The organism is Myxococcus sp. AM011 (assembly GCF_013372595.1).
In the GTDB taxonomy this organism is placed as follows: Bacteria; Myxococcota; Myxococcia; order Myxococcales; family Myxococcaceae; genus Myxococcus; species Myxococcus eversor.
This window is the reverse complement of record NZ_JABXEM010000009.1, coordinates 39,981-66,749: the sequence shown is the minus strand read 5'-3', so window position 1 is coordinate 66,749 and position 26,769 is coordinate 39,981. Positions and strand designations below refer to the sequence as shown.

The 26,769-nt window shown below is 70.4% G+C and carries 25 protein-coding genes; 4 read left to right on the top strand and 21 right to left on the bottom strand.

Translation table 11 applies throughout. From position 1 onward, the window contains the following. Positions 1–215 precede the first annotated feature (215 nt). Complete coding sequence (locus HUW62_RS03535; RefSeq protein WP_368670330.1) at positions 216–1,442, top strand: CBS domain-containing protein; 1,227 nt, start codon at positions 216–218, stop codon at positions 1,440–1,442. 18 nt (positions 1,443–1,460) lie between these two features. Here HUW62_RS03535 and HUW62_RS03530 read toward each other — a convergent pair whose 3' ends face one another. The 5 genes from HUW62_RS03530 to HUW62_RS03510 form a co-directional block, all read right to left on the bottom strand. Then, positions 1,461–2,135, bottom strand: coding sequence for a hypothetical protein (locus tag HUW62_RS03530; RefSeq protein WP_255203200.1), 675 nt, complete (start codon positions 2,133–2,135; stop codon positions 1,461–1,463). A 32-nt stretch (positions 2,136–2,167) separates the two neighbouring features. Beyond that, a complete protein-coding gene (locus HUW62_RS03525) occupies positions 2,168–2,671 on the bottom strand; it encodes a LysR substrate-binding domain-containing protein (RefSeq protein WP_217911092.1) in 504 nt (167 codons plus the stop codon). A gap of 145 nt (positions 2,672–2,816) precedes the next feature. Beyond that, the gene (locus tag HUW62_RS03520) at positions 2,817–3,623 is read right to left on the bottom strand and encodes a Rieske 2Fe-2S domain-containing protein (protein WP_176433547.1); all 807 of its coding nucleotides are present in this window, start codon (positions 3,621–3,623) and stop codon (positions 2,817–2,819) included. After that, the gene (locus HUW62_RS03515; RefSeq protein WP_163868526.1) at positions 3,620–4,198 is read right to left on the bottom strand and encodes a YceI family protein; all 579 of its coding nucleotides are present in this window, start codon (positions 4,196–4,198) and stop codon (positions 3,620–3,622) included. Before HUW62_RS03515 ends, HUW62_RS03520 begins: the two co-directional genes overlap by 4 nt. A 62-nt stretch (positions 4,199–4,260) precedes the next feature. Then, on the bottom strand, positions 4,261–4,911 hold the full coding sequence (locus HUW62_RS03510; RefSeq protein WP_163868527.1) for a hypothetical protein: 651 nt from the start codon (positions 4,909–4,911) through the stop codon (positions 4,261–4,263). A 499-nt stretch (positions 4,912–5,410) separates the two neighbouring features. Here HUW62_RS03510 and HUW62_RS03505 point away from each other — a divergent pair, with 499 nt between their 5' ends. Then, positions 5,411–7,258 (top strand): GAF domain-containing sensor histidine kinase, encoded by a 1,848-nt coding sequence (locus HUW62_RS03505; RefSeq protein ID WP_163868528.1) that lies wholly within the window; start codon positions 5,411–5,413, stop codon positions 7,256–7,258. Positions 7,259–7,264: 6 nt separating this feature from the next. On the opposite strand, the gene HUW62_RS03500 is transcribed toward HUW62_RS03505, so the two are convergent. Both HUW62_RS03500 and HUW62_RS03495 read right to left on the bottom strand, forming a co-directional pair. After that, positions 7,265–7,690 (bottom strand): nuclear transport factor 2 family protein, encoded by a 426-nt coding sequence (locus tag HUW62_RS03500; protein WP_163868529.1) that lies wholly within the window; start codon positions 7,688–7,690, stop codon positions 7,265–7,267. A gap of 135 nt (positions 7,691–7,825) precedes the next feature. After that, positions 7,826–9,259, bottom strand: a complete 1,434-nt coding sequence (locus tag HUW62_RS03495; protein WP_176433546.1) for a hypothetical protein — start codon at positions 9,257–9,259, stop codon at positions 7,826–7,828. A 296-nt stretch (positions 9,260–9,555) separates the two neighbouring features. Between HUW62_RS03495 and HUW62_RS03490 the strand changes: the two genes are divergently transcribed. After that, entirely contained in the window at positions 9,556–10,356 is an 801-nt protein-coding gene (locus tag HUW62_RS03490) for an acyl-CoA desaturase (protein WP_163868531.1), read from the top strand. On the opposite strand, the gene HUW62_RS03485 is transcribed toward HUW62_RS03490, so the two are convergent. Genes HUW62_RS03485 through HUW62_RS03465 form a run of 5 tightly spaced genes read right to left on the bottom strand, consistent with a single transcriptional unit; the run spans position 10,325 to position 14,840 of the window. Beyond that, positions 10,325–11,329 (bottom strand): cytochrome c, encoded by a 1,005-nt coding sequence (locus HUW62_RS03485; RefSeq protein ID WP_163868532.1) that lies wholly within the window; start codon positions 11,327–11,329, stop codon positions 10,325–10,327. The genes HUW62_RS03490 and HUW62_RS03485 overlap by 32 nt on opposite strands. Beyond that, on the bottom strand, positions 11,326–11,997 hold the full coding sequence (locus HUW62_RS03480; protein ID WP_176433545.1) for a cytochrome C oxidase subunit III: 672 nt from the start codon (positions 11,995–11,997) through the stop codon (positions 11,326–11,328). Before HUW62_RS03480 ends, HUW62_RS03485 begins: the two co-directional genes overlap by 4 nt. Before the next feature lie 49 nt (positions 11,998–12,046). Continuing rightward, complete coding sequence (locus HUW62_RS03475; protein WP_163868534.1) at positions 12,047–13,804, bottom strand: cbb3-type cytochrome c oxidase subunit I; 1,758 nt, start codon at positions 13,802–13,804, stop codon at positions 12,047–12,049. Then, positions 13,801–14,598, bottom strand: a complete 798-nt coding sequence (locus HUW62_RS03470; RefSeq protein ID WP_176433557.1) for a cytochrome c oxidase subunit II — start codon at positions 14,596–14,598, stop codon at positions 13,801–13,803. The genes HUW62_RS03475 and HUW62_RS03470 overlap by 4 nt, the downstream gene beginning before the upstream one ends. 2 nt (positions 14,599–14,600) lie before the next feature. Next, a complete protein-coding gene (locus HUW62_RS03465; RefSeq protein WP_176433544.1) occupies positions 14,601–14,840 on the bottom strand; it encodes a hypothetical protein in 240 nt (79 codons plus the stop codon). A 378-nt stretch (positions 14,841–15,218) separates the two neighbouring features. Between HUW62_RS03465 and HUW62_RS03460 the strand changes: the two genes are divergently transcribed. Further along, entirely contained in the window at positions 15,219–15,878 is a 660-nt protein-coding gene (locus tag HUW62_RS03460) for an SCO family protein (protein ID WP_176433543.1), read from the top strand. 700 nt (positions 15,879–16,578) lie between these two features. Here HUW62_RS03460 and HUW62_RS03455 read toward each other — a convergent pair. The 9 genes from HUW62_RS03455 to HUW62_RS49605 all read right to left on the bottom strand — a co-directional run bounded on the left by HUW62_RS03455 (position 16,579) and on the right by HUW62_RS49605 (position 26,692). After that, the gene (locus HUW62_RS03455; RefSeq protein WP_176433542.1) at positions 16,579–17,034 is read right to left on the bottom strand and encodes a hypothetical protein; all 456 of its coding nucleotides are present in this window, start codon (positions 17,032–17,034) and stop codon (positions 16,579–16,581) included. A 148-nt stretch (positions 17,035–17,182) separates the two neighbouring features. Beyond that, a complete protein-coding gene (locus HUW62_RS03450) occupies positions 17,183–17,656 on the bottom strand; it encodes a hypothetical protein (RefSeq protein ID WP_163868537.1) in 474 nt (157 codons plus the stop codon). A gap of 54 nt (positions 17,657–17,710) precedes the next feature. Then, positions 17,711–18,244: an O-acetyl-ADP-ribose deacetylase gene (locus tag HUW62_RS03445; protein ID WP_163868538.1), complete on the bottom strand. Its 534-nt coding sequence runs from the start codon at positions 18,242–18,244 to the stop codon at positions 17,711–17,713. A 109-nt stretch (positions 18,245–18,353) separates the two neighbouring features. Next, complete coding sequence (locus HUW62_RS03440; protein ID WP_163868539.1) at positions 18,354–18,941, bottom strand: Fis family transcriptional regulator; 588 nt, start codon at positions 18,939–18,941, stop codon at positions 18,354–18,356. Between the two features lie 210 nt (positions 18,942–19,151). Beyond that, the gene (locus HUW62_RS03435; protein WP_163868540.1) at positions 19,152–20,501 is read right to left on the bottom strand and encodes a universal stress protein; all 1,350 of its coding nucleotides are present in this window, start codon (positions 20,499–20,501) and stop codon (positions 19,152–19,154) included. A gap of 166 nt (positions 20,502–20,667) precedes the next feature. Then, a complete protein-coding gene (locus tag HUW62_RS03430; RefSeq protein WP_163868541.1) occupies positions 20,668–21,084 on the bottom strand; it encodes a type II secretion system protein GspG in 417 nt (138 codons plus the stop codon). 53 nt (positions 21,085–21,137) lie between these two features. After that, positions 21,138–22,595: an adenylate/guanylate cyclase domain-containing protein gene (locus tag HUW62_RS03425; RefSeq protein WP_163868542.1), complete on the bottom strand. Its 1,458-nt coding sequence runs from the start codon at positions 22,593–22,595 to the stop codon at positions 21,138–21,140. Between the two features lie 133 nt (positions 22,596–22,728). Beyond that, positions 22,729–23,781, bottom strand: coding sequence for an OmpA family protein (locus HUW62_RS03420; protein WP_368670329.1), 1,053 nt, complete (start codon positions 23,779–23,781; stop codon positions 22,729–22,731). Between the two features lie 37 nt (positions 23,782–23,818). Then, positions 23,819–26,692: a GAF domain-containing protein gene (locus HUW62_RS49605; RefSeq protein WP_176433541.1), complete on the bottom strand. Its 2,874-nt coding sequence runs from the start codon at positions 26,690–26,692 to the stop codon at positions 23,819–23,821. Positions 26,693–26,769: the final 77 nt, after the last annotated feature.

Below are 26,769 nucleotides of genomic sequence, written 5' to 3'. Positions count from 1 at the left end.
TGCTCGCGCCCGGGAGCGAACAGTCCGGGTGACTGGCGTGCGTGTGTTGGTTGGTAGGGCTTGGGGGCGTCGCCAGCCTTCGCGGCATGGCGCATCGAAGCTTGGACAACGGCAGGGATGAGAAGCTGGGGAGTCCTCGGTCTGGGTCGGGCTCGGAGCCAGTGAGGCCGGCCGAGGCGGCGCCTCCGGGCTCACGGGAGCGGGGGGAGTCGGATGTGTCGGGCTGGAACCCGGCGCGGGACGAGTCGCCTTCCGTGCGCGAGGGACGCTTCTACCGGGCCGCAGCGCTGCGCATGGCACAGCCCCGGACGGACGTGGAGGACCGGGGTGGCGCGGAGTGGGCTCGCGGTGGGGTGCGCGGCGGACCGTACGGGCGCGATGACCGGGATGACCGCTATGCCACGGGTGTGGGACCTCGGGCGCGGATGGGGGCGCAGGACCAGGAGCTGTCGCCCCAGCCCGCGGACTACCGCGCGTGGGACCGCACGGGGTACGGCGGCTCCGACTGGGATGATGAGGACCAGGCCCGGCGTGAGCTGCGTTCCCGTGAGGAGCTGCGCTCTCGTGAGGAGATGCGGGCTCGTGAAGAGATGCGTCCCCGTGAGGAGAGGCGGGCTCGTGAGGATGTGCGTTCTCGTGAAGAGATGCGCTCTCGTGAGGAGCGGCGTGCTCGTGAGGATGCGCGGGCTCGTGAAGAGATGCGGGCTCGTGAGGATTCGCGTTCTCGTGAAGAGATGCGCTCTCGTGAGGATGTGCGTGGGGCGCGACGAACGGATTGGGATGAAGAGCGCTCTCGCGGGGAAGTGCCAGCGGGTCAGGAGTTCACCTTCGAGGCTCGCCCCCGGAGGGCTCTGCCGGCTGAGGACCGTGCGCGCTCGGACGTGCGCCCGCGCGACGAACGGACTCGCACCGCCGACCACCTTCGCGAGGACCGCAGCCAGGACTTCCGCATGGGGCCCATCGCCGCGGCCGAGCGGCTGCGGTGGCAACGTGAGCCATTGACCGCTCGCGATGTGATGACTCGCAACGTGCGCACCGCGCGACGTGACAGCTCCCTGCGCGATGTCGCCCGGATGATGAAGGACGAGGACAGCGGCGTCATCCCCATCGTCAACGAGTACGGTCGACTCGAAGGGACTGTCACCGACAGGGACCTGGCCATCCAGGCCTTCTCGGGCGGGCAGCCCCCGGAGCAACTGCGTGCCATGGATGTGATGACCGATGCCATCCATGCCGTCACGCCCGACGAGAATCTTCACACCCTCGTCGACCTCATGGCCCGTGAGCAGATTCGCCGCATCCCCGTCGTCGAACGCGATGACCGGCTCATCGGCATCGTCACGTTGAGCGATATCGCCCAGCGCGCCGACGGTGACGAGGAGCTTCAACGCGCGCTGGAGCGCATCTCCTCACGCCGCTCCTTCTGGTCCCGGCTGCGCTGATGGCCTCCGCTCGTCTCGTCATGAAGCGATGAGGCGACGCAGGTCCTCTTCCTTGAGCCACCACGCGCTCGAGACAGGGATGACGTCGAACCCGTCGTCGGCCAGCTTGAGCAAGGCCGGCGGCACCCATCCGTAGACGATGCCGCCAAGCTCTCCCGTTCCCTGGTGCGCGAACCACGTGTCCCAGCCAGGAACGTCGAAGTCGTCCAGGAAGCCATTCGAGGGCGCCGTCGCGGCGCCACAGATGTCGGTATTGAAATCCGTCGCGAACACCCATCCACCGGCGAGGTCCCCGAGCGGAGGCAGCGGCATGTTCATCCGCGCCAGCGCCTCGCGACGTCTCGCGACGATGAAGTCCACTGCCTCCTCGTTCGCCACGGGCGAGCGGTGAAGCAGCGACAAGAGGGTGTCCCCGTCATGGCCGCAGATCGGCGGCATCAGCTCCGCCGTGCGCGTCGTGTCTCCCGCCCGAGCCGCCTCGGCTCGCGGCAGGCACCAGGCGATGGTCTCCGCCAGACGCTGCTTGAAGTCGCGCGGCAGCGCTCCCGTCAGGTCCACCGGGAGGACCGTGCTCCCCCTCCGCGGCGGAGCCACCACTTCGGACAGTGCCACTACTTCGGGCGGCGCGATCTCTTCGGGCGGCACCCACCAGGCGAAGGCCTCCTTCACACGCCGCTTGAAGTCGCTCGACATCCCTTCATCTTCAGTCTCGCGCACTCCCTTGCTCAAGCCGGAGCCTTGACGAAGTCGAGGAAGGCCCTCAGCGCCGTGGGGAGCTGACGCCGGCTCGGGTAGTACAGGAAGAACCCCGCATACGCGGGGCACCAGTCCTCCAGCACGCGCACCAGCCGCCCCTCTGCCAGGAGTTGCTTCACCTGCGCCTCGAAGACATACGCGAGCCCCACGCCCGCCAGCGCCGCATCCACCATCAACCCCTGGTCATTCAGCGTCAGCGGGCCCTCCGCCTCGACGAGCACCTCCTCGCCATCCCGCTCGAACTCCCAGCGGTAGTACAGGCCACTGGAGAACCGGAACCGGATGCACGGCAGTCCCCTCAAGTCCTGTGGCGTCCTGGGCGCCGGGTGCCGCTGGAAGTACTCCGGCGACGCGACGACGGCGGAGACCTCCACCCGCGCGGGCACTGGCAACACCAGCAACCCCAGCAGCAGGCCCCACACCCAGGCCCCACGTCGCCAGGACAGCCTTGGACACAACCGGTTGGTCGGCATGAATTCCCTCTGGGAGACAAGAGGGCCCACCGGCGCCGACATCCCAAAAAACAACGAGGGCCTCGCGAGTCCCACGTCCGTGGAACCCCGAGGCCCTCGCGTCGGCCCTCTCAAGACACCGGAGAGGGCTCCCTGGCACGGCGGCCTACCGCACGCCCGTCACCACCACCGCGTCCGTCGTCTCCGTCACCGTGAACTTCTTCAGGGGCAGCACCGCGGGGCCCTGCACCACATCCCCCTGCGCCGTGAAGATGGAGTTGTGGCAGAAGCAGATGAGGTCCTGCTCCGCCGGACGCGAGGACACCTCACAGGCCTGGTGCGTGCACAGCCCGTCCACCGCGGACAGCGAGCCGTCCGCCAGCCGGAAGACGAAGATGCGCTTGCCGTAGCCGCCCGGGACGCCCTCCACCACGCTGCCGTTGTCCCTCAGCGTGGGGAACTGCGCGAAGGGCAGGCGCACCTCGCCGCCCACGGCCGTCGGGAAGCCATCCTCTCCGGCGCGCAGGTCGATGCTCAGCACCTGCGTACCCGCGTTGTACTGCGACGCGAACTTGCGCAGCCCCACCGTGGCCGGCCGCTGCGTCACCGAGCCGTCCGCCGGGTTGAACTTCGACAAGTGGCACGGGCAGACGACCTCGCGACCGTCGAAGCCCAGCGGGCAGGCCGCGTGCGTGCAGAGCGACGACAACACGGAGAAGTCGTTCTGCGCCGCATGCGTCACCAGGAGGTCCTGGTCCTCGCCCGCCACGCGCACGGTGAGGGCCCCGCCCACGCGCTCCAGGTCCGGATAGCGCGCCACATTCAGCAACACCGTACCCTCGGCAGAGGCCGTCACGTCCGTCACCGGCGCGGGGTCGATGTCCGGCGCGCAGCCCGGCAGCGCCGTCGCCGCCGCGCCCGCCGCGCCCGTGCCCAGGATGCCCTTCAAGAAACCTCGTCGTGACGTGCTCACTTCCCCTCCACCTCGAACACCAGCTTGGGCTCCAGCACGAGCTCGTCGTCCACCTTCACCATCAGCAGCGAGGGGCGCTCAATCTTGTAGCCCTCCAGGCTGATGGTGAAGGAGCCCTCCGTCGTCACCTGGGTGGCCGACTTGAACAGCACCGTCACCGGCACCTCCACCTTCTGCTTCACCCCGTGGAAGTCGAGCTGCCCCTTGAGCGTCACCGGCACCTTGGCCGGGAATGTCGTGGGCAGCGTCACGCCCGTGGCCGCGCCCTTGAACTCGACGGTGGGGTACTTGGCCACCTCCGTCACTTCCTGCATGTGGATGTCGCGGTTCTGGTTTTCCGAGTCGAAGTCCTTCACGTTGGCGACCACCATCACCTGCAGCGTGCCGTCCGCTTTCAGGTTGGCCTTGCCCGCGATGGGCTTCGCCGTGCCGACGACTTTGTGCGCCGGGTGATTGAGCCTGTACGTGAGGGTGCTGGCGTCCTTCTTCAACCCATACGTCTTCGCCGTGCCCTGTGCCAGGGCAGGCAGGGAGACAAGCAGGGTGGTGAGCAGCGCGAGTCGTCGAGCAATCATGTCCATCTCCAGAAAATCGAAGTCAGCCCACCCGATGCCCAACGGCACCCGGGCGGAAAGATTCAGAAGAACAGCGTGAAGACACCCGCCGACACCGCGCCCAGGGTGGTGTAGCCGACGATCTGGTGCGCGGTGGCGAGGTCCGTCTCCGACAGCCGTCCAAACCGGTCCGTCGCCATGATGCCGAGGATGACCTGCGCCAGCATCCCCGCCGTCGCGATGGACATGAAGATTTTGTGGAAGGTGATGGTGTCCCACTGGAACTCCTCCTTCTCCAGGGGCTTGGGCGCCAGCAGGCCCAGCAAGCCGACGGAGGCGAAGACGACGGAGGTGCCCACCGCGAACCCGCGGTGCAGGCCCAGCAGGTTGCGGTCATCACCGCCACCGCGGAACGAGTCGTTGAACTGGAGCTGACCAATCACCGTCGTGGTGACGAGTCCCGCGGCCAACGCGAAGCCCAGGCCCTGGTGCAGCTTGAGCATGGTGCGACGGCGGTCGAGCCGCGCTTGCAGCTCGGGGTCCACCTGGGCCGCGCCGGTCAGCTCGTCGGGCTCCAGCAAATCGAAGTCCAGCGAGGGGTCCTCCGCCGCGGGCTTCTTCTCGGCGGGCTCCTCCGTCTTCGGTGCGTCCTTGGGAGGCGACTTCTGTTGGGCGCGAGCGGTGGTGGTGGACAACAAGGACAGGATGACGAGGACGGCGGCGAAACGGTTCATCAGTGGGTATCCGTGAGGGCGCGTGGCAGGCGGCCGAGGCGGACGGGCGGCAGGTGGGTCGGGCGTCCTCTGCGTCCATCATGCTGGCGTGACTCACGAAGAACCCGGGACCGATTGCGAAGTTTCCGCAACGGGAGCCGGCCAGGGGGTGGGCGTTCGTGGACGCGATGAAGGAGGGGAGGCGTCAGGAGACAACCTGCGTGAGGGACCCGAACGAAACCTCCGTGCCAGTGATGACCTCGGAGGAGTGACGCCGAGGCCCAGGCAGGACGGTAGCGCCACACTCCGCGTAGAGGAAGCAGCATGAGAGGTGGGGCGCTCTGTCCGACAGCCACCTTCCTCCGGGCTCGGGGTCGGAAGTCGGCGGCCGGTGTGTTCACTGGCCACGCGGGGGACTGACGGCCGCAGGACACTCATCCCTCCGGGGCCGGAAATCCGGCCTCGGATGCGTTTCAGTGCATGGGACTCGCGGCGTCATCTACGCCATCGGGAAGTGCTCATGGAGAAGCATTCGTCCGTCAGCCTCCGCTTGCCCCCACCCGACGAGGGACAGGGGGCCGGGGTCGAATTGCTGGCGGAGAACCGCCGGGCCCGCGCCAGCGCCGAGCTCGCCAGCGCCCGCATGCGCAGCCTCCAGTCCCTCACCGTGGCCCTCTCCGGCGCCCTCACGCCCGAGGACGTCGCCCGCGCCGTCGTCGTGGAGGCCGTGCGCACCCTGGAGGCGCAGACGGGGGCGCTCTACCTGATGAACGCGACGGGCACGGCCATGGAGATGGTCCACACCGTGCGCTGTCCGCCCGCAATCGAAGCCGCCTTCACCCATGTCCCCGTGGACGCCGCCCACGTGCCCGTCGCCGTGGCCGTGAGCACCCGCGCCCACCTGTGGATAACCGACCTGGCCTCCATGGCCGAGCGCTTCCCGGAGGCCGCCGAGGCCGCACGCCCCGAGAGCGGCGACGTGTCCATCGCCTGCCTCCCCCTCTTCGCGCGGGACAGGACGGTGGGCTGCCTGGCCTTCATCTGGGGCCGCGCGCACGACTTCGACGCCGAGGAGCGCGCCTTCATCGACATGCTCGCGCAGCAGGCCACCATGGCCCTGGAGCGGGCCCGGCTGCTCGCCGCCGAGCGCACCCAGGTGGAGCGCGTGGGGCTGCTCCAACACGCCACCGCGGTGCTCGCGACGTCACTCGATTTGGGCCACACCCTGCGCGGCGTGGCCCTGGGGCTGGTGCCCACGCTGGGTGACTTCTGCATCATCGACGTGCTCGGGCCGGACCATGAGGTGCGCCGCACCTTCCATGCCGCCACGCCGGAGTGCGCGGGCATGCTCGCCGCCAGCCGCTGGCACCCGCCCGAGCGCCCTGGCACGCCCATCTGCTCGCTCGCCAGCGGCCTGCCCTCCTTCCACCCCGACATCGACGCGGCCTGGGTGGAGGCCACCGCGTGCGGCCCGGAGCAGCTCGCCCTGCTGCGCGCCCTGGCCCCCACCTCGTGGCTGTCCGTGCCGCTGGAGACGCCCGAGGGCGTGCTCGGCGCGCTGACGCTGGGCCATGGCCTGTCCGGCCGTCACCACACCGAGGAGGACCTGGCGCTCGCGGTGGAGCTGGCCCGCCGCGCGAGCGCCGCCGTGCAGAACGCGCACCTGTTCCACCAGACGCAGCAGGCGCTCCAGTTGCGCGACGAGTTCCTCGCCATCGCCAGCCACGAGCTGAACACGCCGCTGACGGCCCTCAAGCTCCAGCTCTCCCGGCTGCGGCGCATGTCCTCCGACGGCGACGTGCGCGAGCGCACCACGTCCGCCGTGCAGCAGGTGGACCGGCTGGGGCGGCTGGTGCGCGAGCTGCTGGAGGTGGCCCACCTGTCCGAGGGCCGCCTGCACCTCACGCCGGAGCCGGTGGACCTGGTGGACGTGTGCCGCGAGGTGATGACGCGCTTCACGGAGGAGCGCGAGCGGGTGGGCGCCACGCTCTTCCTGCACGCCACCGGCGCGGTGCCCGGGCGGTGGGACCACTCGCGCGTGGTGGGAATGGTGACGCACCTGGTGTCCAACGCCCTCAAGTACGGCCTGGGGCGGCCCGTGGAGTTGGAGGTCAACTGCATCCCCGGAGACCTCGCGCGGCTGGTGGTGAAGGACAGGGGCATCGGCATCCCCGCCGAGCAGCTCGCGCACCTCTTCCAGCGCTTCGGCCGCGCGGTGCCGCTGCGGCACTACGGCGGCTTCGGCCTGGGGCTGTGGTTCTCCCGGCAGGTGGTGGAGGCCCATGGCGGGCACATCCACCTGGAGAGCTCGCCCGGGCTGGGCACCACCGTCACGGTGGAGCTGCCCCGGACGCCCGAGCCCCCCTGACAGCCGTCACGCCGGCGCGGTGGCGGGGACCTCCGAGCGCTTCGCGGTGTCGTTCACCAGCGCGGAGCCCAGGGCGTGCGGGTCGAAGTACGCGTAGAAGCGGCGGATGTGCTCGCCGTCCCATTCGAGGATGGAGACACCCTCGTAGGCCACGGCCGCGCCGTTGTGCGCGGTGCCATGCGACTCCCACTCCAGCGCCACCCGGTCGCCGGCCTCAATCATGTTGCGGAAGGTGGACTTCACCTGGCGCAGCGTGGACTTGTACTCGCGCCAGAAATGCCCCGCGCCCTCCCGTCCGGAGAAGACGTGGGACGAGGCCACGTTGCTCACCTGAGCGTCGTCGCTGAAGAGCTCGATGAGGCCCTCCAGGTCGCCGCTCTCCTCCAACCTCGACAATGCCTCCACGAACCGCTGAGCTCGCTCCATCGCCATCCGCTGCCTCACTCGACTGAAATGAAGGGACGCTTCCGGCAAAAGGGTGGGCATGGAGGGGCCGCCATGCCTCGTTCGCGGCCTGCTCCCTTGCTCGACGGGGTGGCGCCAGGAGGGCCGGCCGTGCGGTGGCGCTCAGGGCCCCTGTACCCGGGTCCACTCCTCGCGATTCCAACCGTTCCGGGCGTACCGCTCCCGCTTCGACTCCGGCAGCGCCTCCCAGGACAGGCCGCGTCCCAGCTCGGGAGGCTCGTCGAAGAGGCCCACGTGATCGCGGTCCACGGACTCCTTCGCGCGCTTCGCCGTCAGCCCCTGCAGGTCGAACCCCAGCCGCACCTCCGCCTTGTTCCCTGCCTCCTCCACCTGGGCGAAGACGCCTCCGCCGAACCGCGCCTCCTCCAGGTTGAGCGTCGTGTAGCTGCCGGCATGCTTGCCCACGCCGAGTGAGACCTTCAGCTCTCCGTCAGAGGCCTGGCTCACCTTGACGAGCCCCAGGTCGAGCTTCACCTCGGACTGGAGCTTCCCCTTCGTGTCCCGCATCACCTTCAGGCCCATCGGCCCGCCCTTCAGCTCCACGCCGCTGGAGGCCTTGAGGTCCACCTTGCCGCGCGAGTCGACCTGCGCATCGCCCCCCAGCTTGAGGTTGCCCTGGGTCAGCTCCGCCTTGCCCTTCAACGCGAGGGTGCCTCCCGTGCGCTCTCCGAGCAGCTCCCGCTGCTTCGCGTTGACCGCCTGGTAGACCCACGCCGTGGACACGGGCGTCCCCACCGCCTGCCGCCACTGCTTCGCGAGGGACTCCCGCTCGGGGTCCCTCCGTTCCAACCCCAGCACCGAGTCCGGCAGCCGCGCGTCCCTGGGCGCTCCGAGCTTGCGCAGCTCCGTCAGGCTCCCCGCTCCCTCCACGGCCTTCACGTACCGCCCCAGGTACGCAGCGTGGGCCGCGTGGAAGGCCCTGCCCGCGGAGACGGCGTGCTCCCTCACCGCGTGACGAAGGGACTCCGGCAGCGAAGACTCGTCCCGGAGGAACCCAGGCTTGCCCGGGTAGCCCAGCGGCCCCGAGGCGGGCTCTCCCGGGAGTCGTTGGAGGACACCCTGCGACCCGGCCTGCTTCAGGAAGGCCTCGCGGGCGCCGGGGTCCTGCTCCGAGAGGAACGTCTTCAAGAGTCCCCCGCGCTCCATCCACTCCAACGTCGCCCGGTAGGCCGCGGGAGGGAGCTGGCCGAGCAACGCTTGCACCGTCTTCACGTCGGTGTCGCTGACGGTCCAATCTCCGAGGCTCCGCGTCAGCCGCGACTGGATTTCCGACGCCACGTCCGAGGGGACCTCCGCGCGAGGGGCGCGCAGCTTGCCGCCCAGGGCCGCCAGCTCTCCGGCCGACACGCTCGGACCCGTGACCGCCGGTGGGGTGGCCGAGCCTCGCGAGGGCTCGCGTCCCGAGGAGACGCTCCCTCCGTAGGCGCTCACCTCGTTGCGCTCGCGCGGAGCCGGCGTGGGCGGCGGCGTGGGCACCGCGTCGGGAACGGTGTCGAGGGACAGGGGCGTACCGCCAGGGGCTTCGATTCGGGACATGGGGTGCTCTCCGGAAGGAACCGCCGGCCCCACTGCATCCGACACACCAACCCCACGCTCCGAGACACGAGGACTCGCGCTCCCTCACGGAGCATCGCGAGTCCGGGACGTGGAATCTCCCGAGGTGGACGTGCCTTGCTCGCTCCATCGCCTGGTCTTTCGTCGTTCCGCGTGCGGCCTCACGGGTGCGACCGACCCGCTGCACGGACTCCTGTTCCCTCCGCGGAATGAAGGCTCGCGGCTTCGCTTCGGGACAGGCCTGACAGGGCGATGACATGCCCGGAGGTTGAGCCGGTATGGTCTATCTTTTCTTCGCCTCACACTGGACGCTGAGCGTGCTCTTCCAGAGCCTGTTCCAGCACCGCTACGCCGCGCATCGCATGTACACGATGCGGCCTCGCACCGAGCGAGCCCTTCACCTGTGCACCGCGCTGGTGCAGGGCTCCAGCTACCTGGACCCGCGCGCCTACGCCATCCTGCACCGCGAGCACCACGCGTACGCCGACACCGAGAAGGACCCGCACTCGCCCGCGCACCAGAAGAATCCGGCGCGAATGATGCTCAACACGGCACGGCGCTACGAGGGACTGCTCGCACGGCGCATCCAGCCGGAAGCACGCTTCCTCGGGGGCTATCCGCAGTGGCCCGCGCTGGAGAAGTTCTTCAACAGCTGGCCTTCGCGCGTCACCTTCGGCGCGCTCTACACGCTGTTCTATCGGCGCTTCGCCACGCGCCCGTGGCACTGGGCGCTCCTGCCCGCGCACTTCGTGATGGGGCCGGTGCACGGCGCCATCGTCAACTGGTTCGGCCACCGCGCCGGCTATCGCAACTTCGCGACCCGGGACGCGTCACGCAACACGCTGCCCATGGACGTGGTCTGCATGGGCGAGCTGTTCCAGAACAACCATCACGCCCGGCCCGCGAGCCCCGACTTCGCCGCGCGACGCTTCGAGCTGGACCCCACGTGGCAGGTGATGCGGCTCTTGTCCCGACTGAAGCTCATCCGGCTCGCTCGCGAGCCCGTGGAAGAAGCGCACGTGACGCCCCTGGCCCCTCGGGCACGGCTCACTGAGTCGAGCCTCGCAGTCGGGACTTGAGCTCATCGGCCGCGTCCGTGTCTCGCAGCACGACGAGCGTCTGCACGTAGTACGCGAGCGCCCACAGGTTCTCCTCGGGGATGGCGCCCTTCCACGTGGGCATCGCCGCGCCTCCCACGCCCGAGGAGATGACTCGGTAGAGGTCCTCGCGCTGGCGCTCGGCTGTGTACGGGGTGCCGTCCACCGTCTCGCCCACCGGCCACACCGTGCGCAGTGGTTGGAAGAGGAAGTCCGGGGGCAGAACCTTCTCCGTCTTCGTGGGCTCGCCCTTCGCGTCCACCGCCACGGGGTGGTCCGACTCGCGGGCCAGGGCCGTGTACGGGTCCATCTTGGACAGGTCCACGTCGCGGCCGAGTGCCTTCTTCAGCAGCGCGGCCAGCTCCGCGCGCGGCAGGTACGCGACGTGGCAACTCGAGCACCCGGCGTTCCCCGCGCCCGAGACGTGGTAGGCGACACGGCCTCGCTCGATGGCCTCCGCGTCGCGCCCGCGCCACGGGTCGGGTGACAGGGCCAGGGGCTTGCCGGGGACTTCTTCCTTCCAGCGCGGGCTGAAGGTCTTCACGTACTGGAGCACCGCCTCCAGGTCCGCGTCGGGAACGTCCCACGCGAACATCGGCGTGCCGTGCAGGCCTCGACGCAGCGTGCGCTTCAAGGCCTCATCCGGGGGCAGCTCGCCGACGGCGACGCCTCCGAACTTGAAGAGGCCCTGACGGAAGCTGCGCGGCACGGGCCGCATCCCACGACCCGCGGGGCCCTGGCCGTCGCCCTGCTCGCCGTGACAGGACGCGCAGTAGTACGTGTACACCGAGTGCCCGCGCGTCAGCGTCTCCGCTGGGATGACACGGCCGTCCGCGAGCTTCAGGGGCTCGAAGGTGGGGGCGCTCTTCGAGCGACAGCCCGCGAACACGAGAGGCAACAGCACCATCAGTGCCCGCGTGGTGCTGACACGAGAGGTTCCGCGAGGATTCGTCATGGGAGGTACACCGCCACGAAGAGGAGCACCCACATCGCCGTCACGAAGTGCCAGCCGAGCACGTGACGTCGCAGTGAGGCTCGCACGTCCGCGCCGCGCGCGTGGCGCCAGCAGACGAGGAAGAGACCGAAAATCACCCCGAGCACATGCAGCGCATGCAGCACCGTGAGCCCGTGGAACGCCGAGGCTGAAACGCCGCCTTCGGGGATGCGCACGTGCTCGGTCCACCAGGCCTGGTGCGTCCACGTCGCCTGGAGCGCGAGGAAGCCCAGCCCCAGGACCAGGGCACATCGCGCGGGCCATGGTGACTCGCGCCGCTGAAGGCCGAGGTGGAGCACGGCGCTCCCCACGACGAGCAGGAGCCCGGTGAGGCCCAGGCCCAACAGGGACACGGGGAGCGGGGGCCACGGCTCGCGCATCCGATACCAGCCCACCGCGAAGACGAGCGAGGCGAAGAACATCGACCACGCGGCGAGCCCCAGCACCGTGCCGAGCCACAGCGTGCCCTCGACAGCGGACGACGTGCTCGCTCCGTGTGGAGAGGGCTCCGCGCTGGCGTCGCTCACGAAAGGCAGCGGCTTCATGCCGAGGGCGCGAGACATCGAGAGCGGATTGGAGTCGGTGCGCGTCTGCGACTCGTCCTCCACCGGGTTGCGCTCCACGCTCATGTGGCACACCTCGGGCCGCGCGCAGTGCTCGACATGCGTCCGTGCTCGCTCATGTCACGCTCCCCACGGTGGACACGGGGCCCTCGGATGCGGGCATCGCTTCGTCACCCGCGCCCTGTCGGGCCTCCCCTGGCAGCACCTCCGCCTGTCCAATCCAGTCGCGCCCCAGTCGCTCCAACACCTCCGGCTGTGACAGTGCATGCGGCCCGCGCAGCACCACGGGGATTTGCGTGAAGTTGCCTTCGCCGGGCGGGCTCGCCGCGCACGTCCACTCGAGCGTGCCCACCTGCCATGGGTTCGCTTCCGCGGCGCGCCCTCGCCGCAACGTCCACACCAGGTTCACCACGAACACCACTTGCGCGGCGCCCAGCAGGAACGCGCACACCGTCGTCCACTGGTTCAGCGGCAACAGGTGCTTCAGGTACGTGTACTGGTATGGGTCATACAGTCGCCGCAATTGCCCCGCGTAGCCCGCCGCGAGCTGTCCGCCGAACACGCCGAGGAACAGCACCGCGCTCGACAGCACGTGCACCTTCGCGAGTCCCTCGTGCAGCGCGCGCCCGAACATCTTCGGGAACCAGAAGTAGAGGCCCGCGAAGACACCGAGGAAGCTGGCGGCTCCCATCGTCAGGTGGAAGTGCCCCACCACCCACAGCGTCCCGTGCAGCGGCACGTCCGTGGCCACCGCGCCCAGCGCCAGGCCCGTGATTCCGCCCAGCCCGAAGACCACCATCGTCGCCAGCGCCGCGAGCATCGGCGACGTCAGCCGCACGCTGCCTCGCCACAGCGTCATCAGCCAGTTGAGGAACATCACCTCCGCGGGCAGGGAGATGAGCAGCGTCAGCACCATGAACGTGCGCCCGAGCAACGGCGACATGCCACTGGTGAAGAGGTGGTGCGCATAGACGAGCCCGCTCAGCGCGGACACCGTCCCCATGGCCCCCGCCGTCAGCCGATAGCCATGCGCGGGCTTGCGGCTGAAGAACGCCACCAGGTCCCCCACCATGCCCCACGCGGGCAGGATGAGGATGTAGACCTCCGGATGGCCGAAGAGCCAGAAGAGGTGCTGGTACACCACCGGGTCCCCACCACCGCCCACCGCCGCCGCGCCCGCGATGAAGAACTGAGTGCCCAGCAACCGGTCCATCAACAGCAACGCCGTTGCGGCGGCCAGCACCGGCACGAAGAGCACGTTCAACACCGAGGCGAAGAACAGGCCCCACACCGTCAGCGGCAGCCGTCCCCACGTCATCCCCGGGGCTCGACACCTCGCCACCGTGACAACGAAGTTCAGGCCATAGGTGAAGGCCGACGTGCCAGCGCACAGCACCGCCACCGTCACCAGCGTCTGTCCCAACCCGGGCGTGAAGGCCGACGTCGACAGCGGTGGATACGCCGTCCATCCCGCGCTCGCCGGCCCGAGCCGCACCGCGAACGAGGCCAGCACCAGCACGCCCCCCAGCGCGTACACCCAGTAGCCCAGCGCCGAGAGTCGCGGGAAGGCGAGCCCTCGCGCCCCGATGGCCAGCGGCAGCACGAAGTGCCCCAGTGCGCCGAAGAGCAGCGGCGTCACCGCGAAGAAAATCATGACCAGGCCGTGCATGGTGAAGACGGCCGTGTACGTGGGCGGAGTCAACGCGCCTCGGGACTCGGGCAGCGCCCAGGCGAGCCCTGGCACCGGCTGCCCCGGCCACGCCCACTGCCAGCGGATGGCCAGCGCGAGCAGCCCTCCCAGCAACAGGAAGCCCAGGCCGCTCCACAGGTAGCGCCGCGCCACGTCCTTGTGGTCGAGCGAGAGCAGGCTCACGGTGCCTTCCACTCCCAGCCCCAGTGGGCCGCGCTGTCATCCACGTCGTAGGCCTGCACGGCCTGCCGTCCTGCTTCGCGCAGCCACGCCGCATACGATTCCGCGGACAGGGCGCGCAGCTCGCCGCGCATCCGGTAGTGGCTGGTGCCGCAATGTTGATAGCAGGCCACTTCCCAGGTGCCCTCGCGCGCGGCTCGGAACCAGGTCTGATTCACGCGCCCCGGAATCGCATCCAGCTTCACTCGGAAGTTCGGCAGCGAGAAGCCGTGCACCACGTCCGTGGAGACCAACTGCACCCAGACGGGCACCCCCGCAGGCACGCGCAGGTCGTTCCACGTCACCACGTCGTCGGATGTATTGAAGCGGTTGTCTTCGCCCGCGTAGCGCGCCTCCCAGGACCACTGATGCGCGTTGATTTCGATGCGCACCGTGCGCGGGTCCGTCGCGGGGACCTGGAGGTTCCACAGCACATCCCGGAGGTAGCCCTCCGAGCCCACCAGCAGCGCTCCGTCCACCACGAGGAACGTGCTCAATGCGAGGCCGAACACCCACGCGCGCGAGCGCTTCGTGCCACCGTCAGACGCCGCTCGCTTCGCGTTCCGGAAGCGCCACACCGCGACCACCATCCACCCGAGCGCGAGCGCGGCCATCCCCGCCTCGAAGCGGTGACTCCAGCCCAGCAGCGCGTCGATGCGGTGCCCGTCGACACTCGCGTCCTCGGGGAGCGCCAGCGTCCTCGCGCTCGTGGCCGAGGGTGCGGTCGATGATGGCTGGGATTTTCCCTCGACGGACATGCTCACGCGCCATCCTCCCGAGAGGCCTCCCGGCCCGCGCGCCGCACCGCCCACAGCCCCACGCCCACCACCAGGAAAGGCGTGAGCATCAACCCGACAACCAGGAGCGCCGAGCGCACCGCCGACTCGGGCTCGCGCAGGGAGCACGTCGCACAGGCGAGCGCGTCCAGCGGCAGGAACACCATGAGGAGCCCGGCGAGAGGCATGCCCCCGAGCATCTTCCTTTCGGGAACGAGGGACATGGTTCGCTGTCCCTCGATGAAACGCACGTCGCGAGTCACCCTCGTGACGACCGCGCCTTCATCGAGTGGCAGGCGCTCGTCCATTCCTCGCTCTGGAAAGCCGAGTCCGCCTCCATCGGGAGACATGCACCAGCGAATCCCTCGCCCCGGAAGGCGGGACGCGGCTCGTCGACCCGCTATGGAGCGCTCGCCAGTCATCACCGCCTTCCCGGCTAGCACGCGGCCCTGGAGGCCTCAAGCCACGGGCCCCTCCCCGCTCTCTCAGGCCCGCCTGCCCTCGGGGCGACCTGATGCCCGCTACACCTCGCGAGTAGGCAGGTTGACCCTGGGCCGTCCGACGCGCTTGTGCCCTCCCGGGCCTTTCGTTAGGTCCGGGCCATGTCCGCCGACTCCCCTCTCGCGCTCCCCCCGGCTCGTCTCACGCAACGCCCTGGCTTCTGGGCTGGCATCGCCGTCGTCGCGCTGGGCCTCGCCGCGGTCGCAGCCGGCAACCTGAAGCGCGCGGGCAGCGAGCCCCTGCCCCAGCTCGGCGCCCTGCCGGACTTCACCTTCACCCGACATGACGGTCAGCCCTTCGGCAGCGCCCAGCTCCGAGGCCACCCCTTCATCGCCAACTTCATCTTCACCCGCTGCCCCACCGTGTGCCCGGCCTTCACCCGGAAGATGGCCCACGTGCAGACCAGCACCGACTCGTTCGGGACGAACCTCCAGCTCGTCTCCTTCTCCGTCGACCCGAAGTACGACACGCCCGCTCGCCTCACCGAGTACGGCCAGCTCCACGGCGCCAACTTCGCGCGCTGGAGCTTCCTCACCGGCGACTACGACGTGCTCAAGGACACCATCGTCCAGGGCTTCAAGGTCAGCATGGGCCGCGAGCCCGGCTCCGCCGAGGACGACCTGCTCTCCATCTTCCATGGCACCCACTTCGTCCTCGTGGACTCGCAGGGACAGATTCGCGGGTACTACGACAGCGCGGACAGCGACTCGACCGACCGGCTCCTGCGCGACGTGAAGCGGCTGGCCAGCGAAGAGGGCTGACCCGACCTGCCCTCCCCTGAATCCGGGCCGTGATGATCCATCCGGCCTGGCGCACCTTCTTGGGGAGGTGCTTCGTGGCATCGCGACACCGCTTCCCAACGGAGTGATCCACCACCTTGGGAGCTGAGAAAAGCAGCCCCAAATCCACACACTGAGTGCGGACCCAGTCTCAGGTCCTGAGGATCAGGACGGGTACCGGACCACCCAGGTCGGGTTTCTGACCGCCCCGAGCGGGGGCCTGCTTCGCCATGACCGGAGGCGCCGCTGGGTTGCTCCTCCTACGGAAGCCGGGCCTCGGGCATCGCGACAGTCCTCGCCTGAGTCGCGCTGCCCCCCGCTCTCACGGCACCCCAACGCCCGAGGGCCAGCCCCGCTCCTGCGGAAGACCGGCCCTCGGTGCCCATCCAACCCTGCCCCTCAAAGCCGAAGGGCCGACCCCGCTCTCGCGGAAGGCCGGCCCTCGATGCTCATCCACTCCCCTGCCCCTCAAAGCCGAAGGGCCAGCCCCGCTCCCACGGCAGGCCGGCCCTCGGTGCCCATCCAATCCTGCCCCTCGAGCCGATGGGCCAGCCCTGCTTCCACGGAAGGCCAGCCCCAAGTGCTCATCCACTCCCCTGCCCCGCAAAGCCGAAGGGCCGACCCCGCTCTCGCGGAAGGCCGGCCCTCGGGGGTGCGTCATCGCGCCAGGGGCGCGAGCCGCTTACTCGATGAAGGAAGCGTGACGCTGGGCGAAGATGTTCTGCAGGTTCTGCTGGCCCAGGAAGTTGTCCGCGAACGCGTCGACCTTGTCGGCGCCCTTGCGAACCGTCTCGGCGACCTTGACCACGTCCTCGATCTTCGAGGTGGCCTTCGCCAGCGCGCCGATGCCGCCGATGGGGCCCTCGCCGACCAGCGACGTGACGCCCTGCTTCATCAGGTTCTCCACCACCGGGGCCAGGAACTTGCCCAGGAAGGGGATCTTCTTGATCTGCTCGCTGATCTTGTCGGTGATGGGCGAAATCACCTCTTCAGCCGGCTTCTTCAGGAAGTCGAGGACCTTGCCACCGATGTTCGCCACACCGCCGGCGAGCTTGCTGACCGTCTCCGCCGCCTTGCCGAGCAGCTCCAGGGGCTTCTGAATCAACTTGAGGGGGTTGAAGCTGCCGAACAGGCCCATGGCGATACCTCGGGGTGACGAAAGGGGAGTGGAAGAAGGAAGTTTTTGCCGAAGCGAAGACTCAGAGTGATTCTCGGCGGAGCGGCTGATTTGTTTCCGCCAGAATTTCCGTCGGATTTTCTCCGACATTCCGCCCCGGGGTACGAACTCAGGCCCGGCCGCCACCGCGCTTGATTTGATCCAACATCGCCTGCCGCGCGGCCGCGTCCTGGGGACCCGCCGGAGCCGCCGGCTGCTGGGCCGCGGGAGTGGCCGGGTCCGGCGTCGTCAGCGCGGGCTTCCCGCCAGCCGCCTTCTGCTCGAACTTGGAGTTGTCGAAGTCGGGCGCGGAGCCGGGCAGCTCCCCCTTCATCCCTCGGATGATGATGTCGGCGGCCTCGTCGGACGTCACCGGGGTGATGCCGTTCTTCTTCAGCTCCTCGTCCGGGACGATGTTCAGCTCGGGCTGCAGGTCCTTGTCCTGGGCGTACTTCAGGACCAGCTCCACGTAGTCCTCGAGCTTCATGTTCACGGCCGCGGCGATCTTCTTGGTGTCCGAGTCGTTCAGAAGCTCGGCGCGGACCACCTCGATGGGCCGCTTGAGCCCGCGCTTTGGCTTACCAGCAGCGTTTTCCTGAGACATGTGATGCTCCACGAAGAAAGGACGTGGGCGAAACTGTAGCCCAGTTTTCCTCGTTCACACATTCTCGCCCCCAGGCGCCCCTTGGAGCCCCGCGAGCGCGCGCTGATACGTCTCCAAATCCGCCTCCGAGAAGAGGACCACTGTCACCTTCTCAAGGTGTGGCAGTCGCCCCAGCGCCGCCTGGATTTCCCGGAGGGCCATGGGCGCGGCCTTCTCAATCGGGAAGCCGTAGATGCCGGTGGAGATGGAGGGGAAGGCCACCGAGCGCAGCCCCAGCTCCGACACCCGGGCGAACACACTCTTGTAGCACCGGGCCAGCGTGGCCTCTTCGCCCTGGGTGCCGCCGCGCCAGACGGGGCCCACGGTGTGGATGACGTGACGGGCGGGCAGCCGGTAGCCGCGCGTCACCTTCGCCTGGCCGGTGGGGCAGCCATGCAGGAGCCGGCACTCGGCCACCAGCTCCGGGCCCGCAGCGCGGTGGATGGCGCCGTCCACGCCTCCGCCGCCCAACAGCGAGCTGTTCGCCGCGTTGACGATGGCGTCCGCGTCGACTCGGGTGATGTCTCCTCGGATGAGCTCCAGCGACATGGGGTCTCCTCGCGTCTTCGAGTGGGCCGGGCGCCGACGGGCCCTCGCTCCTCGACTGACGGCGCGAGGGGACAGTGCCCCTCGCGCGAAGAGCGCGCACTCGCAGACTTCAGCGAGGCGACAGGTTGCGGGCCGCCGGCTTGCGCGAGCTGGAGACGGACTTGCGCGCCTTGGGCAGCGTTCGAGTCACCGAGCCGGGGCGACGGGCCTCGGCGGCCTCGCGCTCCGACTCCGCGACGGCCTTGGCGGCGGCGGCCTTCAGCGCGAGCTGCTCCGCCTGGAGCGACCAGCGCCGGCGAAGGAGTTCCCGCAGGCCCTCCTTCTGGAGGTCCACCTGCGCCTGATGCAGCCGGTAGTGCAGGTCCTCCCGCAGCGTGCCGCGCGAGAGCGCCGCGTCCGCCGCGCCCGATACGCCCACCACCACCTTGGGACGCTCCTCCTGCATCTGGAGGCAGCGCAGGATGAGCCCCTGCGCCTCGCGCCCGAGCTTGGCGGCGTCGGGGATGAACAACACGCCGTTGCGCTGGCGAAGCGCCGCGGCCAGGTCCGTGGCCTGTTTCACCTCCACCAGCTCCACGTCGAAGTTGCGCGCGGCCTCCTGGGCCCAGCTGCGGCGCTCCTCCTCCGTGCCGCCATGGATGATGAGCGAGGCACGATTGCAGACGAGCTCTTCTTCTCGGTAACCACTGAGCGTCACCGGCAAACCCCCTGCTGTGATGCGTGGTGCCGGGATTCTAGCGCCCCATCGGGTCCCTCGTTCAACGGGCCGGGTGTCCTGGCAGGTGGGGACAGAATCGACCCACCTGAAAATCCTTTCATGTGTACCTGGATGACTGCTGTCTCAAGAGCGTCACGAGCCAGGCACCGCGTCACGAGCCGGGAACCTCATCAGGAGCCAGGAACATCGTCAGGAGCCAGGAACCACCATGACGGGCCGGCGGCAGCGCGCCACCAGCTCCCGAGTCACCGCGTCGGGCAGCGCGTCCGGCTCGCGCGCGGGCCCGTCCGAAGTCCCCAGGCAGACCAGGTCCACGCCCTCGCGCTCCGTCGCCTGGCAGATGGCCAGGGCGATGTCCTCGCCGGTGACACCCTCCACGCTCCAGCGCAGCGCCTGGGCGCCCTCGTCACGAGGCACCAGGTCCCACAGCCGCTTCAGCGTCACGTCCCGCGCGCGCGGAGGCTCGGGCAGCACGCCGTAGTGGTCGATGTAATCCCCCGCCTCGCCCAGGCGCTTGCGGTGCACGTGCAGCAGATGCACCCGGCCGCCCGGCCCCACCAGGGAGCGGGCCTGGGAGATGGCACGCGCGCTCGCCTCGGAGAAGTCCACCGGCACCAGCACGCTGCGCGGCGGATGCGCGTGCCGGGGCTCATGCAACGTGTCCGGCACGCACACCACGGCCTGCTCCGCGTGCCGCAGCACCCCGGCCGACACCGAGCCGTGCCACAGCCGCTTCATCGCCCCCCGCGAGCGCATGCCCACCACGACGAGGTCCGCGCCGCGCGAGAGCGCCACGTGCAGCAGGTGGTCCGCGGGCCGACCGAAGCCGGGCTCCAGCACCACCTCCACGCCGCCCTCGCCCAGGAGGTCCCCCACCTGCTCGCGCACCTCGCGCAACAGCACCGTCTCCACCGCGGGGTCCAACGCCTCCATGTCCCGGGCCCGAGGCTCCAGCAGGTCGACATGGACGGGAGTGTGGATGCCCAGCCGCTCCCGCTCCTCCAGCGGCGAGCACACGTAGGTGGCCAGCACGTCGCACGGCCCCACCCGGCGCAGCTCGCGCAGGAAGGCCACCGCGGCTTCGGCCGTGGGGGACAGCGGATCCACGCCCACCACGACGAGCAACCTGCGCCGCCCTCGCAGCCAGTCCACCAGCGCATCCGCGCGACGCACCGCCAACACCGGGCCGCAGCCCCGTCGGGCCAGCCGCTCCGGCAGCGAGGCACGCCTCCAGGCCGACGTCCGCCAGCCCTCCGCCGCGGCGACCACCCAGCGCGAGTGCCGGCACTCCTCGTCGGCGAGCACCTGGTCCGCGTCCGAGCGCACCCGACAGCTCACCCGCCCCGGGGGAAGCTCCAGCCGCTCCGCCAGGGCCTCCAGGTGCCCCTGGGCCTCCAGGCGCGAGGCCTCCGCCAGCGGCTCGCCGTCCATGACGCCCACGAGCAGGAGCGGCTCTCCCAGCCTGGCCGCCAGCGCCGCGGCGACCTCCACTTCCCGGGACTCCCGCGCCATCAGCGGGCTCGCACAGACGATGGCCATGGCCGCCCTCCTCGCGGGGATGGCCTGGACTCCATCCCTCCTCGGGACAGATGCGCACGATGCCACCGGGCGGGGGGCCCTCCTTCACATCAGCCTCGCGAAGAGCTCGGGCTCCGGGGCCCATCGCACGCCGGCCCCCGGGTCGGCCGAGGGCACGGCAGGACGGCTACTTCGCCTTCTCGGGCCGGGGGTGCCCGTCGTGGTTGGTGTGGTCCTGCTCCTCGCGGCTGCCGCCCCGGTCGTCGCTCAGGCCGAAGGTCGCGATGAAGACCTGGTCGCCGTTGCTGGTGTACCGGTAGTGCCGTCCCCAGGGGTCCAGCGGCAGCGCCGGCAGGTACTTGGGCACCAGCAGGGGCTCCAGGTCCGCCTCTTCCGGCAGCTCGTTGCCATCCGCGTGGAAGCGCGACAGCGCGTCCTCCAGCACGCCGATGTCCTGGTGGATCCGCTCCGAGTACACCGCCTTCGAGCGCGTCAGCGCCCCCACCAGCACCGCGCACATGAGGGCGAGGGCGAACACCAGCCCCACCCACAGCACGGGTGAGCGACGGGAGGGCGGAGGGCGGTCATCGGCGGACGGATTCATGCCCCCACCCTACCGCCAGAGGCGGCCCGGGGTGGGGAAGACTTCACGCGGGACTAAAGCGCGCGGAATAGCGGCACCGGCTGCTGCTTACCCTTCAAGCGCACGGGCGGCAGGTCCTCGAAGGCCGTCTCGTTGGCGTCCACCAGCTCCCGGGTGCGCTCGCCCACCAGGATTTCCCCCGGGCCCGCGAGCGCGCACAGCCGCGCGGCGACATTCACCGCGTCTCCGATGCAGGTGTACTCGGAGCGCACCGTGCTGCCGATGTTGCCGGCGACGACGACGCCCGAGTTGATGCCCACGCCCAGCTCCAGCACCAGCGGGTGGCCCTCGCGGCCGTTGGCGGCCCACTCGGCCTCCGCCTCCACGCGCAGGTCCGTCATCGCGTCCATCATCATCTTCGCGCACTGGAGCGCGCGCAGCGCGTCGTCCGTGCGCGCCACCGGGGCGCCGAACACCGCCATCAGCCCGTCGCCGAGGAACTTGTCCAGCGTCCCACCGCACGTGAGCACCGCGTCCGACAGCCGGCCCAGCACCTGGTTGAGCACCCCGACGACTTGCTCGGGAGGCAGGCTCTCCGCCAGGCCGGTGAAGTTGCGGATGTCCGCGAACAGCACCGTCACCTCGCGCTTCTCGCCGGTGAGCACCACCGCGTCCGCGCTCTTGAGGATTTCGTCCACCACCGCCGCGGAGGTGTAGCGGGCGAACAGCTTGCGCATCCGCTCCGTCTCGCCGGTGCGGCGCACCACGCTCTCGATTCGCGCCGCCAGCTCGTCCATGGACGCGGACTTGTTGACGTAGTCGTCGGCGCCCGCGCGCAGGCCCCGCACGCGCTCCGCCTCGCGGTCATTCGCGGTGAGGATGATGACGGGCAGTCCCCGCGTGGGGCCCTCCTTGAGCCGGCGGCACAGCTCCACGCCATCCAACCCGGGCATCTCCAAGTCACTCAGGACGATGGCGGGTTGAAGGCGGCTCATGCCCTCCAGCGCCTCGAACGGGTCCTGGAAGCAGAGGACCTCGTAGCCCAGGGCGACCAGTCCCTCCTGGACGAAGGCGCACGCCAGCGGGCTGTCATCCACGACGACGACGCGGCGGCGCCCGTCGATGAAGGGCCGGGGGTTCTCCTGCCGGCCGGCGATGCGGTTCTGCAGGCCGAGCGCCTCGTAGATCTGCTTGTACGTGCAGTGCCCCTGCTCCACGAGGATTTCGCCCAGCTTGCGACCGTCGCGGCGCTGACGCGCGAGCGCCTCCTCGAGCTGCGCGAGCGTCACGTATTTCAGCCCCACCAGCAGCTCGCCCAGGGCGGGCTGCGAGGGCCCCTTGTCGTGGTGCAGACCCAACGCCTCTCCCAGCGCGTCCTGAATCTGCTCCCGGGTGACGTAGCCGAGGGAGATGAGCGCCTCGCCCACGCGCTGGCCGGTGAGCGCCTGGAGGGCCAGGGCTTCCTGCACCTGCACGGGCGTGACGATACCCAGCTTGAGCAGCAGGTCACCAAAGAGGGGGGATGCGCTCATGGGGGTCACCTCGGCGTCCGGTGGAGCCCTGGACGCGGACGCCAGAGTATCCCACCTCCCGACACTCCGGGAGGACTCCACGGACCGGACAGGAGGAGGCGCCAACGACCCGCCCCCTCGGTGTGGCACCGCGTCATCGACGGGGTACGGGCCGGGAGGACTTCCGAGGAGGGGGCTGCGGGAAGGTGAACTCCACGCGGCGATTGGCCGTGCGGCCGAGCGACGTTCCGCTGGACTCCAATGGCTTGTCCGCCCCCAGCCCCTGCGCCTCCAGTCGCTCCGGCGGCACGCCCTGCCCCTCCAGGTAGGCGACCACCGCCTCCGCCCGCGCCTGCGTCAACGCGCGCCCCGTCGTCGCATCGTCCCAGGCATCGGTGTGTCCCTCGACGATGACGCGCTTCAGCTCCGGGTGCGCGAGCAGCACCCGGGCCACGTTGTCCAACAGCGCGTGGGAGCTGGCCTGGAGCTTCGCCGTCTGGCTCTCGAAGGCGATGCGCTCCAGCAGCTCCAGCTTGTCGCGCTGGAGGCTGACGCGCTGCTTGTCCTGGGCCGGGCAACCCTGGTTCGCAGCCAGGCCAGACGTCGTGGGGCAGTTGTCCCGGTGGTCCGCCTGGCCGTCGCCGTCCCTGTCCCGCTCGGGACACCCGCTCAGGTAGGGGACACCCTCGTCGCGCGGACAGGCGTCGTCCTCGTCCGGAACTCCGTCGCCGTCCTCGTCCTTCTCCGGGCAGCCCTGTCGCTCCACGGGGCCGGCCTCCTCGGGACACGCATCCGCATCTCCCTCCACGCCATCGCGGTCCGGGTCGATGATGGGGCAGCCCTTGCGCTCCAGCGGGCCGGACTCGCGGGGACAGGCGTCCTTGGCGTCCTCCACGCCGTCGTCGTCGAAGTCCCGGGCGGGACAGCCCTCCCGGAAGGCGGGGCCCGCGTGGCGCGGACACTTGTCCACGGAGTCATCCAGGCCATCGCCGTCGGTGTCCTTGATGGGACAGCCTCGCGTGGCGACGGGCCCCTGGATGAGCGGGCACGCGTCCTCCGCGTCGGGCACACCATCGCTGTCGCCGTCGGGAGCGGGCCGCGCCTGGGGCGAATGGCCACATCCCGGAGCGAGCGCTCCTCCCAACAAGAGGAGGAACAGGACTCCACCGCGCGAGACTCGCATCATCACCGCGTCACCAGAGCGCACGGGGCCAAGCGCTGTCCAGGTGATGTGTCACGCACGCTCACGTCGGCAGCGCGCCGGACAGGGGCAGCTCCACGGTGAAGGTGGAGCCCTTGCCGGGCTGGCTCTGCACGCGGATGCCGCCGCCGTGGGCCTCGACGATGCGCTTGGTAATCCAGAGCCCCAGGCCCAGGCCCTTGAAGTGCTGCGCGGACTCCGAGCGCTCGAAGCGCTCGAAGATGCGCTCCTGGTCCTCCAGCGCCACGCCGATGCCCTGGTCCTTCACGGCCAGCTCCGCCACCGGGCCGCGCTGCTCCACCTGCACCGTCACCGGACGCCCCGCGCCGTACTTCGCCGCGTTGGACAAGAGATTCACCAGCACCTGCTCCAGCCGCAGCTTGTCCCACTGCCCCACCACCTCCTCGTCCGCCAGCAGCAGCACCTCGCTGCCCGCGCGCACCAGCTCCTCGGACATACGGGACACCAGCTCGCGCGTCAGCGCCGCCAGGTCCAGCTCCTCGCGGTTGAGCGTCAGCCGGCCCGCGCTGATGCGCGACACGTCCAGCAGGTCATCGATGAGCAACCCCAGCCGCTGCCCCGCGCGCGCCGCCTTCTCCGCGCGTTCCGCGAGGCCACTGGCCGCCATCGCATCCTTCGCCATGCGCGCCAGCAGGTGAATCTGGAGCTGCAGGGCATTGAGCGGCGACTTCAACTCATGTCCCGCCACCGACAAGAGCTCGTCGCGCGCCTTCACCGCCTGCGTCGCCGCGCCGTACAGCCGCGCGTCCTCGATGGCCAAGGCGGCCCGCGCGGCCAGGCTCTCCAGGAGCGCGCGCTCCTCCGCCGTGTACTCGCGCCCGCGCGCCTCGCGGATGACGCCCAGCGTGCCCAGCACCCGGCCGCGCGCGCCCAGCGGGACGATGATGAGGCTCTGCGGCCCGTAGTGCTCCAGGAAGGTGACGCCCTCGGGTGACGGGTCCCCGAGCAGCTCCTCCGCGCTCAACCGGGGCACGAAGAGCGTCTGCCCCGTGGCCACCACGCGGCCCGACAGCCCCTCGCCCACGCGCGCGGGATTCATCCGCAGCGACGACTCCAGCACACCGCGAGCGACGGGGTCCGGATGGTGCGCCGCCACCAACTCCAAATGCTCCCGGTCCTCCGCGAGCAGTTGCAGCACGCACCCGCCGCCCAGCGCCTCGGACACCTTGCTCGCCAGTACGTCGAGCACGGTGGGCAGGTCCAACCCCGCCTCGGCGATGAGCTGGCTGACCTGCACCAGCACGTGCAGCCGCGCGGCGCCGCGTCGGCTCTCTTCCTCGGCCGCGCGCGCGGCGCGGAACAACCGCGCGTTGTCCATCGCCAGCGCCGCGCGCCGAGCCAGCTCCTCCGCCAGCGACAGGTCCGTCGCGTTGAAGGGGGCCCGCCCCGCGTCCCGCACGAAGGTCAGCGCGCCCAACGTCCGCTGGCGAGCGACGAGCGGCGTGAGCAGGAGCGTGCAGGCACTCCACGTCGGCTCGCCTCCCGTCGGGGAAGGCACGCGCGTCCTGCGGGTCTCCATGCGGGATTGCCCGCTGGCCAGCACCCGCGCCAGCGTGGAGGGCTGACCCGAGTCCAGCGGGAAGCTCGTCAACTCCAGCACCCGCTGCGCCTTCTCCGGGTCCGCGTGCAGCACCGCCAGCCGCCGCACCACGCCCTCGTCGTACGAGTCCACCGAGCACCCGTCCGCGAAGTGGCCCAGCGCCAGCCGCGCCACGCCGGACACCGTCTCCTCCCAGCCCAGCGAGCCCGACACCAGCGCGCTCGCGTCCGCCAGCAGGCTCAGCCGCGCGCCCAGCGCCTCCGCTTCCAGTCGCGCGGTGTGCTCCCGCTCGTATAGCCGCGCGCGCTCCAGCGCCTGGCCACACTGCCGCGCCAGTCCGACGATGGACGTGCGCTCCAGCGCGGTGAAGTCCTTCTCCCGCTCGAAGCCGAAGGCCAGCGTGCCGAACACCCGCCCCTCGACGAACAGCGGCGCCAGCGCCAACGCCCGCAGCGGCCCCTCCGCCATCAGCGCCGCGAGCCTCGGGTAGCGCGCCTGTATCGCCGCCAGCGTCTCCAGCCACACCGGCGCCTCCGCCAGCACCGCGTCTTGGCCCGGCAGGTCCTCGCCGGTGCGGGGCAGCACGCGCAGGGGCTCCAGCAGCCCCTCCGGCACCCCCACCGCCGCGATGAGCTCCGCGGACGCGCCGCCCTCCGGCGTCAGGTGCACCATGCCCGCCGTCGCGTCCACCGCCGGCAGCCCCAAATCCAGCACCACGTGGGCCACCTCCGCGCGGGTGAGCGTCTGGCCGAAGGCCTCCGTCACCGCCTGGAAGCGGCTCAGCCGCAGCACCTCCGACTGTTCGACTTCCGCGCGGGCCCGCGCCACTTCCAGGCGCACCCCCTCCACCGCCTGCTCCCGCTCCAGCGCCAGCCCCGCGAGGCGAGCGTAGAGGCCCAGGCGCTGGAGCTCCTCCTCCGACGGCACCCGCCCCTCGGCCAGCACGGCGCCCAGCACGCCGACGACACCCCGGGCCACGGAGGCGGACACCGGCAGCGAGACGAGCCCCACCGCGCCCAGCTTCCGCCGGGCCTCCGTCGCCCCCGAAAGCAGCGCGTCCCGCTCCAGGTCCACCGACAGGTACGGCAGGAGCGCCCCGTCGATGTCGCGCGTGCCCGCCAGCAGCCGCTGGCCACACGCTTCCACCGCGTCAGCCGGCATTCCGGGCGTGGCGAGCGTGTGCGGGACGCTTTCGTCCTCTCGCCAACAGAGGAAGACGTCGGACACGGCGAGGGCGGCCGCGACCTCGCGCAGCAACGCCTCCAGCACCGCCCGCACCGGCGGCGCCACCGCCAACCGCTCCAGGCTCCGCGTCACGCGGTCCGTCGCGGCCAGGTTGCCCTCGGGCACCTTCATGCCCACACGTCCCCCCGGTCCGGGCCCGCTGGGGCCCACCGCGAAGGGCCAGTGTCCCATGTCGGGCCGGGCCGCGA

Bases quoted from the DNA above. Each gene is read 5' to 3' on its own strand.
- HUW62_RS03530 (WP_255203200.1), bottom strand. From the start codon at position 2,135: ATGTCGAGCGACTTCAAGCGGCGTGTGAAGGAGGCCTTCGCCTGGTGG.
- HUW62_RS03525 (WP_217911092.1), bottom strand. From the start codon at position 2,671: ATGCCGACCAACCGGTTGTGTCCAAGGCTGTCCTGGCGACGTGGGGCC.
- HUW62_RS03515 (WP_163868526.1), bottom strand. From the start codon at position 4,198: ATGATTGCTCGACGACTCGCGCTGCTCACCACCCTGCTTGTCTCCCTG.
- HUW62_RS03510 (WP_163868527.1), bottom strand. From the start codon at position 4,911: ATGAACCGTTTCGCCGCCGTCCTCGTCATCCTGTCCTTGTTGTCCACC.
- HUW62_RS03505 (WP_163868528.1), top strand. From the start codon at position 5,411: ATGGAGAAGCATTCGTCCGTCAGCCTCCGCTTGCCCCCACCCGACGAG.
- HUW62_RS03500 (WP_163868529.1), bottom strand. From the start codon at position 7,690: ATGGCGATGGAGCGAGCTCAGCGGTTCGTGGAGGCATTGTCGAGGTTG.
- HUW62_RS03495 (WP_176433546.1), bottom strand. From the start codon at position 9,259: ATGTCCCGAATCGAAGCCCCTGGCGGTACGCCCCTGTCCCTCGACACC.
- HUW62_RS03490 (WP_163868531.1), top strand. From the start codon at position 9,556: ATGGTCTATCTTTTCTTCGCCTCACACTGGACGCTGAGCGTGCTCTTC.
- HUW62_RS03485 (WP_163868532.1), bottom strand. From the start codon at position 11,329: ATGACGAATCCTCGCGGAACCTCTCGTGTCAGCACCACGCGGGCACTG.
- HUW62_RS03480 (WP_176433545.1), bottom strand. From the start codon at position 11,997: ATGAGCGTGGAGCGCAACCCGGTGGAGGACGAGTCGCAGACGCGCACC.
- HUW62_RS03470 (WP_176433557.1), bottom strand. From the start codon at position 14,598: ATGTCCGTCGAGGGAAAATCCCAGCCATCATCGACCGCACCCTCGGCC.
- HUW62_RS03465 (WP_176433544.1), bottom strand. From the start codon at position 14,840: ATGTCCCTCGTTCCCGAAAGGAAGATGCTCGGGGGCATGCCTCTCGCC.
- HUW62_RS03460 (WP_176433543.1), top strand. From the start codon at position 15,219: ATGTCCGCCGACTCCCCTCTCGCGCTCCCCCCGGCTCGTCTCACGCAA.
- HUW62_RS03455 (WP_176433542.1), bottom strand. From the start codon at position 17,034: ATGGGCCTGTTCGGCAGCTTCAACCCCCTCAAGTTGATTCAGAAGCCC.
- HUW62_RS03450 (WP_163868537.1), bottom strand. From the start codon at position 17,656: ATGTCTCAGGAAAACGCTGCTGGTAAGCCAAAGCGCGGGCTCAAGCGG.
- HUW62_RS03445 (WP_163868538.1), bottom strand. From the start codon at position 18,244: ATGTCGCTGGAGCTCATCCGAGGAGACATCACCCGAGTCGACGCGGAC.
- HUW62_RS03435 (WP_163868540.1), bottom strand. From the start codon at position 20,501: ATGGCCATCGTCTGTGCGAGCCCGCTGATGGCGCGGGAGTCCCGGGAA.
- HUW62_RS03430 (WP_163868541.1), bottom strand. From the start codon at position 21,084: ATGAATCCGTCCGCCGATGACCGCCCTCCGCCCTCCCGTCGCTCACCC.
- HUW62_RS03425 (WP_163868542.1), bottom strand. From the start codon at position 22,595: ATGAGCGCATCCCCCCTCTTTGGTGACCTGCTGCTCAAGCTGGGTATC.
- HUW62_RS49605 (WP_176433541.1), bottom strand. From the start codon at position 26,692: ATGAAGGTGCCCGAGGGCAACCTGGCCGCGACGGACCGCGTGACGCGG.